This is a genomic window from Rhizomicrobium sp., assembly GCA_037200385.1.
Lineage (GTDB): Bacteria > Pseudomonadota > Alphaproteobacteria > Micropepsales > Micropepsaceae > Rhizomicrobium.
In genome coordinates, this window is record JBBCGL010000001.1 from 4,683,494 (window position 1) to 4,695,991 (window position 12,498).

Consider the following 12,498-nt stretch of genomic DNA (forward strand, 5'->3'; position numbering starts at 1 on the left):
GACATGGCGGGCACATGCTCCGATCACTGGGCAGCACCGCGATTCAACAAGTATTCGATAAGATTCGCAATAGTCCTGCCCGACGCGAAATTTGCCGCGGTCACGCTTTCGCGCGGAATTCGCACGCCGAACGAGTTCTCCAGCTCCATGACGAGCCGTACGAGGTTCAAAGAGTCGAGAAAGCCGCGTTGCATGAGTCCCGTATCGGGCGCGACGTCGTCGCGCCCGCACAGGCAGGAGACCAGCCGCACGACGCCTTCGCAGATATCTTCGCTCCCCGTCGGCATGCATCAGCCTCCGGCCGCCGCACAGGCCGCCCGATCCATCTTGCCGTTGCTAGTGCGCGGCACGCTCGCGTGGAATACGACTCGGGCAGGGACCATGTGGTGGGGCACGCGCTGAGCCATCTCGTGTTTGATTTCGGTTTCCGACCTGTCGCTCGCGACATGGCAAATAATTCCCGTGACGCGGCCATCGGCTTCCTTCCGCGCCACGGCCACCGCCTCGCGAACGCCGCGGACCTGCATCAGCGCGTCTTCGATAGCGCCGAGCTCGACCCGGCGGCCGTAGAGCTTGATCTGGGTATCCAGTCTCCCGAGGACAAAAATCTCGCCGTTTTCGCGCGCGGCAAGATCGCCGGTCCGATACCAACGCGCGCCGGTCCGATCGACGACAAAGCGGTCCCGCGTGAGCTGTGCGTCGTTGACGTATCCTCTCGCGAGTTGACTGCCGGATATCAGCAACTCTCCGGGCGCGGGGGCGTCCTCGGTCGCGATCTGCAACACGGTGTCGCCCAACGGCTCGCCGATCGGGACACGTTCACTGAGTTCGGGAATCGTGCGAAGGCGGTGGGCCGTGACGAAGACCGTTGCCTCGGTAGGCCCATACGTGTTGATAAACGTCGTGTTCGGATAGGACGCCATCCAGGCCCGCAGTGCGGCCACCGGGAAGTGCTCGCCGCCGAATATGACGCGATCAAGGTCGGGAAACCAGTTTGCTTCGACGGCTGCGCCTTGCGCAATATGGAGGAAAAAGGATGGTACGCCGGAAAGCGTGGTGACGCGGGTGCGGCGGAGCCAGGCGATGATGTCGCCTGGCATGAAGACGGTTGCGGGCGCGCACAACACGCCGGCGCCCACGCTCAGTGGATATACGATGTCCTGGATGCTGAAGTCGAAGTGAAGCGGTGCGGGACCGAAGACCCTGTCGCCCGGCGCGAGTCCGTAAGCGGTTCTCGCGCCCGCAAGATAGGCTTGAAGAGCTTGAATGGTGATCGCGACAGCCTTCGGCCTGCCAGTCGAGCCGGAGGTGAAGATGACGTAAGCCTCCTGGTCCGCGGACGAAGCCGCCGCGCGCGCCAGGATGCGCACTTGTTTTGCTGCAAAGCCTCCGGCTTGGATCGCCGAAAATCCCGCGAAAAGCCGTTCCGCCGCCTCGTGAACGGTCGGCGCGATGATCGCCGCGGCAACGTCGATGCCCACGACCTGTGCAGCTTGATAAGCGGCGGGCGCAGTATGGTCGAGGGGAACGAAGGATGCGCCGGCCCGCGCGATTCCCATGATCGCGGCAACGGCAGCGAATGACTTGGGGAGGGAAATACAGACGCGGGCACCGTGCGAAATGCCCGCCGCGACGAGGGACTGCGCTATCGATCGCGATGCCTCCTCCAGATCATGGAACGTGTGACTTGTGTTGTCGTCGTGCACGGCGGTCGCCGACGGCGCCCGGGCGCACTGAGACAGTATATTGTCCGCAAACCCGCTCATTTTGTGTTCACGCGGAGCGTGGCAACGCTCGTATAGAACATCTCGCCGAATTCGATCGCGACCAGGTGATCGCCCTCGGCAAGGCTGCCGGTACGCGAAAGGTGCTGAAGGTTCGCGATCGTGTCGCCTCCGATCAGATGACCGATCTGCGACATCTGCTCAAGTTGAGCATCGCAGGCCTTTTGCTGTCGCTCGCCCCAGTCGGCTTGCGCCATGAGAGCGGACAATCTCTTTTTGATGTCCATGCCGCTGTTGGTCCCGATCAGGAAGCTTCCGGTGGGGGCGAAGCTACCGGAGCCTCTCCGGCAGCGGTCGAGAGCGCGGAAGAGGCCTATGGGCGCAGCGGACAACCAGCGCGCTTTCTCGGCGCGATCGATCGGGAAGGCAAGACCGCCGCGGCTGACATGGGATTCGGTGAAGGACAGATCGAGATCTATCGCGACGTCGCACAGTCCTATCCATCCGCCGTCCGCGGCGACGACCGCGGCATACGCGCCGTCACCAAGCAGGACAGGCACATCGGCCACGGAATCGCCGGCAGGCGGGGGAGCGTCGGGAAACTCGCAGCGGTCGTCGAGCCATCGCGATGTGAGGGGCGCGGCGCCGCCGCCGACCACAAGCGCGTATCGGCCGGCGTGCTGCAAAAAACGTCTTGCCGTGTCGAGGCCGAGCAGCGTGCCGGCACAGGAACATCCCTGAATGTCGAGGCATTGCGCGGCGGTTGCGCCGAGGCTGCGCGCCAAAAGACAGGAAAGCCATGTCGCGGAATAGGGCGCGCAGCTTCCGTTTCTCACGGCGATGACGTAGTCGACACGGTCCGGCGTTATCGCCGCGTCCGCCAGGGCGTTGCGTGCACTTTCGAGTTGAAGGTTGGCGGTTTCCTGCTCGCTCTTCGCCATCCGGATCTGTGCGAAGCCGGCCGCCGCGGCCGCCGCGTGGTCGCTCGTGAAGTCCTCAGCGGGCCTCACCGCGTCCGGAACCGTCGCCGAAATGCCGACCAAGCCGATCATGGTGGTTCACCAATGTGGGCCAAAGCGGACCAACACGAGCGGGGCCGCCCCAGGCCATTCCAGATCGTCCATGAGAATGCCGTCCCAAGCGCACGTGCCATCAGGTCCGCGGGCAGCCAAGCCAGGCCGAAGACAAGCGAAACAACTGTTGGAGGCCATTGGGACATCGCGACCGGCGCGTCGTCTTCCACGAGGCGTTCAAAGATATCCTTTTGGCTGACGATCGATAGCCGCAATTCGCCATCGCCCTTTTCGACAGCGTATTGGGCGCCACGAAACATGAATTGGAGCAAAACTCTATGAATGAGCGTCCGGCAATCGGTCCGGATGACGGCGATCTCTCCCGTCTGCACCGTGTCGCCAGCCGCCAGCTGTTCGATCTCCACGATCGCACCGGTGCGCAGCACCGGATACATGCTCATTCCGGAAACGACTGCGTAGTCTGACGCATTCGACCGCGCGGGTCTTGCAGATTCCGGCGCTGCCATGCGGTGCGCCAAGCGCCTGTACAACAAGACAGCCATGGTGACCGGCAACTGGACCTGCGAGACGACGAAATGGATCGCCTCGTACACCGCCGCGAAGAAAGCCGTGGCGGCCGCGAAAACGCTCTCACCCGCCGCTGTTCCGCCGCCGCGCGCGGACAATGAAAATTTCGTCTCGTCAAAATCGCAGAGATAGAGGCGGCAGTGGCGCTCGTCGAGAAGCAGAAAGTGCGCGCTGCTGCGGATTGCCGGAACGATCACACGCAATTGGCGTCCACAGGGCGAAATCACAAGATCCAACGCGCGTGCCGCATGCCGCACCGGGCGGGTGCACGGCGCGGCGTTCCGGCTTCGGATTGCTCTTCCGCCCTGACTGGGGTTCATCCGCGAAGACTAGAAAAACTCGATTGGGAAGACAATATAGAATACTTTACTGGCGGAATATATACATTATGATATTATACGATATTGCTGCGGAGCGGGCCGGCAACCCAGTCGATCGGAGGCCGTCCGGCGCAAGATTGCGCTGACGCTCCGCAGGTCCGGAGACCGTGATGCGCAATGCCTCGCCGAAATATCTCGTGACGGGTGCCACGGGGAATCTCGGGGGAGCCTTGCTCCAGGCGTTGGTGGAGAACACGCCGGCACATGTGGTTGCGCTGGTTCGGCCGCAGTCGCGCGGTGCTCTGAAGCGCCTTCTGGCCGGATTGCCGGCGGCCGCCGATCGGGTGTCCATTGTCGAGGGCGACGTCCGTGCGCCGCTGTTCGGCCTACAGCATGATGACGCGGCCATCGAAGGCCTGACCGACATCGTGCACGCAGCCGCGAACGTCGACTGGCGCGCGAGTGGGGACGATCTGATCGCCACAAATTTGGCCGGCGCGGAAAACTGTGCCGAATTGGCAAACCTGCTCATCGCGCGCGGAAGTCTCGAGCGGTGCTCCTATATCTCGACCGCTTATGCCGGCGGCATCCGCACAGGCACGATTGCCGAGGAGCCTCTACGATTCTCGGACACGTTCAGCAACAGGTATGAGATGTCGAAATTCCTGGCAGAGAGGATATTTCTCGATCGCGTGCGATGCCCCGTGAACGTCATACGCCCCACGGCCATCGTTGGGGATTCCCGGACCGGGACCATAAGAAACTTCTCGACGCTCTATTATCCCTTCAAGCTCGTCCATCAGGCACAGCTCTCGCTGCTTCCGGCGAGACCCGATGCCACGCTGGACATCGTTCCGCTCGATTTCGTCGTCGACGTCGTGATGGCCATGCACGCGTCGGCGGCGAACGATCACCGTATCGTGCATGCGGCGGCGGGATCGCACGCTGTCACGATCCGGCGGCTTTGGGAATTGTGCGCAGGTGCATTCAATAAGCTCGACGGAGGATCACGACCACTCCAGGGAATATTCGTGCCGCCCGGTCCCTTCTTGTTCGCGGCCGCGGGCGCCGGCGTTCTTCCCGCAGGTATTCGGCGCAAGCTTCGGAAGCTGGCGCTTTTCATTCCATACATCACGACGCAGCGCTGTTACGCGACTGCCGGCGCGGAGAAGCTTGGGCTCACGGCACCGGCTTTCGAGACCTATGTAGAGACGCTTTGCCGATTCGCCGTCGACATGGCGTTCGGGGCCCGCACGCTCGGCGATCGCGCCCGACTTGGGTCTTTCGGATCGGCGCGATGACTGGAACTAAGCTACCAGAGGCGGGCGGAGCGGTGTTCGTGACCGGTGCAACGGGATTTATCGGGTCGAGGATCGTGCGGCAGCTTCTGACGCAGGGACGCGAGGTAATCGCCCTGGTGCGCGGCGGTACGCAACAAGAGCTTGCGTTGCGCCGATGCAGCGGCTTGGGACGGCTGACCGTCGTCGCCGGGGACGTCATGGGGCCGAATCTGGGGTTGTCGGGTGAGGACCTGGCGATGGTGCAATCCACGATCTCGCAGATCGTCCATGCCGCCGCCGTGTACCGCCTGGACATTTCGTGGGCGGAAGCCATGAAAACCAACGTCCAGGGAACTGCGAATGTGTTGGCGATCTTCGGCGCGCGAAACGATATCGAACTGCACTATATAAGCTCCATCACTGTGGCCGGACGCGCGGCGGCCAGCACGCCCGAACTGCCGGTCGACGCACCGGCCGATTTTCGCAATCACTACGAACGTTCCAAATGGCACGCCGAGAAGATCGTCGGTGGAAACGGCGTGATGCCGACCCGCATTTACCGGCCCGGCATCGTGATAGGTGACTCGTCCGGCGGCGTGACCTCCAAGTTCGACGGTCCTTACGCGGCGTTCGCCATGATGTGGCGGCACCTCCCGTTTCTTTTGCCCGGGGATTGTGCGTTTACGTTCCCGCTGGTCACTGTCGATCTTGTAGCGGATACGGTTTGCGCCGGGCTGGGCGAAAGGCCCAACGGATTGGATGTCCTGCATGTTATCGACAAGGAAGCGCCTACGCTGCGGCAGTTCACGCGAGAGATGGTCCGCAGGCTCGCCGGTCACGAGAGGATTTGGACGGTCCCAAAGTCGTTGTTCCGTGCCGTTGCGCGGTCGGATGTTCTTTTGCCTCTATTCGGAATCCAGCGCCAGACGCTTTCATACATGGACGGCATTGGCCCGTTCCAAACGACCCGGTTCACAGACGCCTGTCGCCGCTGGAATGTCCAGCCGGCGCGGTTGGAACGGGCCTTTGACGCGATCGCGCTTTATTACGCTTTAGCCGACCGCAAATAGGAGACGAGGACGCATGAGCGCGGTCGATCCTGCACGGACGAGCATTCTGCAGTCCCATCTGCTTGGAATGCCGCAACTGGCCTATGGCGGACTCTCCGAGGCGTGGTTGCTCCGTCAGCTCGGTGACATGCACTGGTCCCTCATTGGCCGTTACCTGGAGTTGGAGCCGCAGGCCATTTGCGACACCTTCGGCAACAGGCTTTATCCCGCCTTCGTCGCCATACGCTTGCGCAATTGCGCGTTCGGTGCCGCGCGGGAGGGCGACAGCCTCGAGATTGCTTCGGCAGGAGAGTTCGTGTCGCGCAAGCGTTTTTACTCCCGTCACGTCGGAATGATCCGGGGCAAAGCGGTCTTGCAGGTCGAGCTGCTGTCCATCTTCCTCAAGCGGCAACGTGAGAGCGACAATTCCGGGCTGGTTTCCGCGGAGCCGACGTCGATGCGGCACGCCGTCATCGTCCGCTCCCCGCCGCAGGGCGCCGAAACGCTTCTCGAGGCGGCGCGCGCGGCGCGACAGGGTGCGAACTCCATGACCCGTCTCGCAACGCCGGCGCCGGTGCGGTTCCTGCCTTGCCCATCGATCGAATTCAACGGCGCAAAAATTCTCTATTTCGCGTACATTCCAAGCATCATGGATCGCGCCGAGAACGCTTGGCTGTTCGATTGTCACCTATCGCTCGGAAATATCGTCGGGCGAGATTTGTTCATTCTCTCCAATGCAAACGTGGGTGACGTGCTGACGGTCGAGGCTTCGGTATTCGATATCTCCGCACGCGGGGACTGTGTCGCGCGCGTCATGAATGAGATGACCGGAAATGTCGTGGCGGTTGGCATCGCCCAGCGGGAGGCACCTGCCGCACTTGCGGCGGCGACGGGCAGTTCGACGCGCCGCATCCTCGAGGTGGCCGCGTCGCGCTGATCGGGGCGCAAGCAGGGAGCCCGGCACGCGAACCGCAGACGCTCACCTGCGGGACACGCTATTTCGGCGCAAGATCTTTTCCCAGGAGAGCGATGAGGCGAAGCATCTGCCGTCTCAGATCACGATTTGCGATGGCGCGGAACGCATCGATGAGAACGGTGCCCTCCGGCGAGGTGGCGAAGTCGATGGTACGCTCCAACTCTGGAAGACGCTTGCCGTCGACTTCGCGCAGAAGAGAAGCCGCCAACAGCGGGGCGTCGAAAAAATATTCGATGGGAACTTCCATGAGACGCGCCAGTTGGTAAAGGCGTGGCGCGGTGATGGTGCTCGTGCCGGCCTCGTAGCGCTGAATTTGCTGGAATGAGAGATTCATGCCTTTCGCCAGCTGGGATTGCGTGATTCTCATTGCTTTGCGGCGCGCCTGGATTCGCCTGCCGATGTAATTGTCTAGTTGCCTGTTGGCGGACCTAGGCATCGCGATTCATCATGCCTCTATAGGCGGGTTTCGTGGGCTGGTGCACCTGCGGGCAGGTCCGGAAATGTCTGCAAGTGGCTGGCGCGCACAATCAGCATTCACGAGAAGGCAGTTCAAGCATAGCTCGAAAAAACTGGCCTCTATATTGTCAGACATGGACACTATTTTCTCCGGTGGTTCGACGACATCTAAAATCGAGTTTTCTTCTTCGCAATACATTTGGAAAGACTTCTTCACATTTGGAACGGCTTATTCGGTGGTCAATAATTCAACTCCCATGCGGCATCGTAGAAACGCCCACTCGCGAGTGAACGGGATTCTTCGGTTGATATTGCGCCGGTGTCGGCAGTATTGAGGCATATCGCATAGTATCTTTTTTGGACGCGCATGACCGACGACCGAGACAGCCAGACGGAACGCTTTATCGGGTGGGCGAGCAACATCGTGGCCGCCTATGTCAGCAACAATACGCTACCCGTCGATAGGATTTCCGTGATGTTGGAGGAGGTCCTGGGCGCCTTGCACCGGCTGGCAGAGCATTCCCGAACTGAGAGACTGTCTTATCAAAAGCCCGCGATATCCATCGCAAAGTCCATCACGCCCGATTACCTCGTCTGTCTCGAGGACGGCAAGCGGCTCAAAATTCTTCGGCGATACTTGAAAGAGCGCTATCGTTTGTCGCCCGAGCAGTATCGTCTGAAATGGAGCTTGCCCGCGGACTATCCGATGGTGGCGCCCAATTACGCGGCTCGCCGTGCGCAGGTTGCCCGGGACATAGGCTTGGGGAAGTCGCGCACCGGGAAACGGGCGCGGAAATCACGGGCGTGACGACGCCGACATAGCTCGGACGACGGCGCCTGTAGCGGCCGCGCCGCCAATACCGCCGTCACCTTCGATTCCGACGACATCGCTTCTGCGTCAGCGGAAAAACCTGAGAGCAAAGTTCGCTGGATAGTGTTGCTGTACCATTCCGTTTCCGGAAAACTGCTCCGCTCCCGGACCACGGGTCGGCCGAAAAGCTGCGCGAAAAGAGCGAGCCTCACGCAATGCTGCCGGTTCGTTCGGTGAATTCTACGTTGTCTTCTCGTATAACGTGACGACGCATGCGCCGCCAAGCCCGAGATTGTGTTGCAGGCCGTGTCGGACGTGCTCCACCTGCCGCTTGTCAGCCGTGCCGCGAAGTTGATGAACGAGCTCATAGCACTGGGCCAGGCCGGTGGCACCGAGCGGATGTCCCTTAGACAGCAGGCCGCCCGACGGGTTGGTAACGACCTTGCCACCATAGCTATTGTCACCGTCGGCGATGAAGCGCTGCGCTTCGCCCTCGCCGCAGAACCCCAGCCCCTCATATGTGATCACCTCGTTATGCGCGAAGCAGTCGTGCAGCTCGGCCACCCTGATATCCTCGGGCCCGATGCCCGACTTTTCGTATACCGCAGTGGCGGCGCGTTGCGTCATCTCGCTGCCCACCAGATGGATCATGTCGCGCGCTTCGAGCGTGATGGGCGTGTCGGTCGTCATGACCTGAGCGGCGATGCGGACGGACCGATCAAGATCGTTCTTTGTGGCGAAATCGCGCGATACGACCAAAGCCGCGGCGGCACCGCATGTCGGCGGGCACGCCATCGGCCGCGTCATCACGCCGGGCCAGATCGTCTGCGCCGCAAGCACGTCCTCTTCCGTCATCACATTGCGGAATACCGACATGGGATTGTTCGCGGCATGGCGGCTTGCCTTGGCTCGGACCTTGGCGAAGTCGGCGAGCGTCGTGCCGTACTTGTTCATATGGGCTAGGCCGGCGCCGCCGAAATAACGCAGGGCGAGGGGCAGGTCGACGTCGACCAGTTCCGCGCAGGCCTTGTCGAAGTCTTCGAACGGGCTGACTCGGTCCGTGAAGATCGGCGCGATGGCACCCGGGCGCATCTGCTCGAATCCCACGGCAAGCGCGCATTCGGCCGCGCCGCTCTCGACCGCCTGGCGCGCCAGGAACAAGGCGGACGACCCGGTCGAGCAGTTGTTGTTGACGTTCAAGATCGGGATGCCGGCCATGCCCGCCTTGTAGATGACCCGTTGGCCGGCGCAGCTTTCGCCGAATACGTAGCCGGCATAGGCCTGCTCGACCTGGTCGAAGCCGATCCCGCCGTCTTTCAGTGCGAGGCGAATGGCGGCGCTGCCCATATCATCATACGGCGCATTCTGGCCCGGCTTGGTGAATGGGATCATTCCGACGCCGGCGACCAGCACCTCGCGTGTTGAACCGCGCATCTCGAATTCCTCCAATTGCTCAACGGGACCGCCACCCAGCTGGCAGGCCGGCATCGACGTTCTTGGCGATGCGCCGTTGCATAAACGGTCAGGTCAGACTAATATTGCGCGCGGCGGGCGATTGCAAGCCGATGTCGGCGCAGTCGAAGCAGGGTCCGCAACGCGGCTCATCTGGCGCACGCTATGTCCGGCGTCCGATATAGAAGGAATTTTGTGATGCGGATCTTCGCGGCGGCGCTTTCGACGGAAACGAACACCTTTGCGCCGTGGCCGACAGGCGCGCGCGGATTCGTCGAGATCGCGCCCGACGATGACAGCGGCAACCCCGACGCCCAGATCATCCAAGGCCTGCAAAAGAGAGCCGCCGAAGACGGACACGAGTTCGTTGCGGGATTGATTGCTTCGGCGGAGCCTTCCGGGCCCACGCTGCAAAGCGTCTATGAGGGGTATCGCGACCGGATACTCGCGGATTTTCGAAAGCAAGGACCTTTCGACATTGCGCTTCTGATCCTGCACGGCGCGATGGTGTCCACCGCTTGTGACGATTGCGAAGGCGATCTTATTTCTCATCTGCGCCGCATCGGCGGACCAGAGCTTGCCATTGGCGTGGAGCTCGATCCGCACTGCCATCTGACGGAGACGATGGTGGCGAACGCAGACGCCATCGTCCTGATGAAGGAATATCCCCACAGCGATTTTATTCCCCGCTCGGAAGAACTCTACGACATCTGCGTGCGCAGGAAAGCGGGCCTTGTCGCGCCGGTCTCCGCGGTCTTCGATTGCTGCATGGTCGGGTTCTATCCGACGACCGCAGAACCGATGTCCGGATTGCTCGGTTACATCCGGGAGGAGGAAAAGCGACCGGGAATACTTTCCATAAGTTTCGTGCATGGATTTCCCTGGGGGGATTCGCCCGAAGCCGGGTCGAAAGTCCTTGTTATCGCCGATGGGGATAGGGAGCTGGCGCGCGCCGCGGCCGAGCGCATCGGGCGGGTGATCTATGCGCGACGCGAGGCGTTCGTTCCCCGGATGCCGGATATCGCCACGGCCCTGGATTTATGTGCCTCGGCGCAAGGCAGGGTCGTTCTGGCCGATACGGCGGACAACGCCGGTGGAGGCGCGCCGAGCGACAACGTCTCGCTTCTTCGCGCCATGCTGGGCCGATCGCTGCGCGACGCGGCCTTCGGCTGTGTATGGGATCCACAGGCTGTTGCCATCTGCATGGAAGCAGGTGTCGGCGCGACATTCGAACTGCGGCTGGGCGGCAAGGGCGGCGCGGCTTCGGGCGATCCCTTGGACGTCGAAATAACGGTCCGCGCCATCGCCGAACGTCACGACCAGCAAGGGCTGGGCGATTCGCGTGCCCCGATGGGGGCTTCGGTCTGGATAGAAACCGACGGTATCGACATCGTGGTAAATTCCATCCGCACACAGACTTTTTCGCCGGAGGCCTTCACAGGACTGGGCATCGATCTCTCAAGCAAGCGCCTCATCGTGGTGAAATCGACACAGCACTTCCGTTCGCATTTCGCACCCCTCGCCGACGAGGTAATCCTCGTCGCCACGCCGGGCACGCTTCAGATGGATTTTGCAATGCTGCCCTATCGCAAGAAGCGAAATCTCGAATATTTTCCGCGCACGAACGACCCGTTGGGGTATTCGATTGCCGCCCCGAAGGCTGGGGAGGGGTCATGAGAGCCGTTGGGAAGGCAATCGCAACCTGTGCCAATCCGGGTTCGGTCCACACATCGATCGCGCCGGACGGCGCCTTATTTGGTATCTTGAGATGAAGACCGCGGACATTCTCATCATCGGCGGCGGCATCGCCGGGGTGTCTCTTGCCGCGGCTCTGGCTGGGCGCAAGCGCGTGATCCTGCTCGAGCGCGAGCCGGTGCTGTCCCTGCATACGAGTGGCCGCTCTGCGGCGATTTTGGTCGAGTCCTACGGCGCCGAACCCGTTCGCCGCTGGACGAAAGAGAGCCTCGCCTTCTTTCAGGCGCCGCCGAAGGGCTTCGCGGACGTCCCGCTCGTTTCGCCGCGCGGTGCCGTGTTCGTCGCCCGCGCCGAGGGCGTGTCTCAGATGCATACGCTTCTGAGGGAAAATCCCGGCGTCGTGCATTGGCTGTCGCGCGCGGACGCGCAGTCCCGCGTGCCGATATTGCGCGCGGATCTCTTTGCGGAATTTGCCGAAGAGCCGAACGCCATGGATATCGATGTCGGAGCGTTCTTCGAAGGGTTGCGGAAGACGGCCGTGCGCGGCGGGACCGAGACGGTCACGGGGCAGGAGGTCTTGGGCCTTGCGTACAGCCAGGGCCTCTGGTGCGCCACGACCCGGGATTCCCGCTTTTGTGCGCCAGTGCTGGTCAATGCCGCGGGAGCCTGGGCCGGAAGGATCGGCGCCTTGGCGGGCCTCGGCGATCGCGGATTGACGCCGAAAAGGCGCACCGCGATTGTGTTCGAGGCGCCCGGCGACGTGAACGTTTCCGCCTTGCCGTTCGTGAACGACGTTGCCGGCGAATTCTATTTCAAGCCGGAAGCCGGTCTTCTTTTGGCATCGCCCGCGGACGAAACGCCAAGCGAGCCCTGCGACGCGCAGCCCGAGGAGATCGATGTCGCCACCATCGCCTATCGCATCGAGGAAGCGACGACCCTCACGGTACGGAGCATTCGGCGGCGGTGGGCCGGCCTTCGGACCTTTACCCCCGACGGGGTGCCGTATTTCGCATTCGACGAGGAAGCCGAAGGGTTCTTCTGGCTCGTCGGCCAGGGCGGCTACGGCATTCAGACGGCGCCGGCGATTTCAGCTCGGGCGAGCGCCATGATCCTGGAGCGGGTATAAAGCCGATG

At 62.2% G+C, this 12,498-nt stretch carries 12 protein-coding genes; 6 read left to right on the forward strand and 6 right to left on the reverse strand.

What is annotated here, in order from left to right; genetic code table 11:
* Positions 1-23: 23 nt before the first annotated feature.
* The 4 genes from WDM91_22530 to WDM91_22545 are packed head-to-tail and all read right to left on the reverse strand — an operon-like array spanning position 24 to position 3,528.
* The gene (locus tag WDM91_22530) at positions 24-287 is read right to left on the reverse strand and encodes an acyl carrier protein (GenBank protein MEI9997388.1); all 264 of its coding nucleotides are present in this window, start codon (positions 285-287) and stop codon (positions 24-26) included.
* Between the two features lie 3 nt (positions 288-290).
* Positions 291-1,766 carry an amino acid adenylation domain-containing protein gene (locus WDM91_22535; GenBank protein MEI9997389.1) on the reverse strand — a complete coding sequence of 492 codons (1,476 nt, stop codon included), beginning with the start codon at positions 1,764-1,766 and terminating at the stop codon, positions 291-293.
* Entirely contained in the window at positions 1,763-2,776 is a 1,014-nt protein-coding gene (locus tag WDM91_22540; protein ID MEI9997390.1) for a hypothetical protein, read from the reverse strand. Before WDM91_22540 ends, WDM91_22535 begins: the two co-directional genes overlap by 4 nt.
* On the reverse strand, positions 2,773-3,528 hold the full coding sequence (locus tag WDM91_22545; GenBank protein MEI9997391.1) for a S24/S26 family peptidase: 756 nt from the start codon (positions 3,526-3,528) through the stop codon (positions 2,773-2,775). Before WDM91_22545 ends, WDM91_22540 begins: the two co-directional genes overlap by 4 nt.
* 287 nt (positions 3,529-3,815) lie before the next feature.
* Between WDM91_22545 and WDM91_22550 the strand changes: the two genes are divergently transcribed.
* The 3 genes from WDM91_22550 to WDM91_22560 are packed head-to-tail and all read left to right on the forward strand — an operon-like array spanning position 3,816 to position 6,911.
* The gene (locus WDM91_22550) at positions 3,816-4,946 is read left to right on the forward strand and encodes an SDR family oxidoreductase (GenBank protein MEI9997392.1); all 1,131 of its coding nucleotides are present in this window, start codon (positions 3,816-3,818) and stop codon (positions 4,944-4,946) included.
* A gap of 38 nt (positions 4,947-4,984) precedes the next feature.
* Complete coding sequence (locus WDM91_22555) at positions 4,985-5,995, forward strand: SDR family oxidoreductase (protein ID MEI9997393.1); 1,011 nt, start codon at positions 4,985-4,987, stop codon at positions 5,993-5,995.
* A gap of 13 nt (positions 5,996-6,008) precedes the next feature.
* Positions 6,009-6,911 carry a Pnap_2097 family protein gene (locus WDM91_22560; GenBank protein ID MEI9997394.1) on the forward strand — a complete coding sequence of 301 codons (903 nt, stop codon included), beginning with the start codon at positions 6,009-6,011 and terminating at the stop codon, positions 6,909-6,911.
* 58 nt (positions 6,912-6,969) lie between these two features.
* Here WDM91_22560 and WDM91_22565 read toward each other — a convergent pair whose 3' ends face one another.
* Complete coding sequence (locus tag WDM91_22565) at positions 6,970-7,386, reverse strand: helix-turn-helix transcriptional regulator (protein ID MEI9997395.1); 417 nt, start codon at positions 7,384-7,386, stop codon at positions 6,970-6,972.
* 387 nt (positions 7,387-7,773) lie between these two features.
* On the opposite strand from WDM91_22565, the gene WDM91_22570 reads away from it, so the two are divergent.
* Entirely contained in the window at positions 7,774-8,214 is a 441-nt protein-coding gene (locus WDM91_22570) for a MucR family transcriptional regulator (protein MEI9997396.1), read from the forward strand.
* Between the two features lie 243 nt (positions 8,215-8,457).
* Here the strand turns inward: WDM91_22570 and WDM91_22575 are convergent, their stop codons facing one another.
* Positions 8,458-9,630, reverse strand: a complete 1,173-nt coding sequence (locus tag WDM91_22575) for a lipid-transfer protein (protein ID MEI9997397.1) — start codon at positions 9,628-9,630, stop codon at positions 8,458-8,460.
* Between the two features lie 237 nt (positions 9,631-9,867).
* Between WDM91_22575 and WDM91_22580 the strand changes: the two genes are divergently transcribed.
* Together WDM91_22580 and WDM91_22585 are read left to right on the forward strand one after the other, a co-directional pair.
* Positions 9,868-11,346, forward strand: a complete 1,479-nt coding sequence (locus WDM91_22580; protein ID MEI9997398.1) for a M81 family metallopeptidase — start codon at positions 9,868-9,870, stop codon at positions 11,344-11,346.
* Between the two features lie 91 nt (positions 11,347-11,437).
* On the forward strand, positions 11,438-12,490 hold the full coding sequence (locus WDM91_22585) for an FAD-binding oxidoreductase (GenBank protein MEI9997399.1): 1,053 nt from the start codon (positions 11,438-11,440) through the stop codon (positions 12,488-12,490).
* The last annotated feature ends 8 nt before the right edge of the window (positions 12,491-12,498 follow it).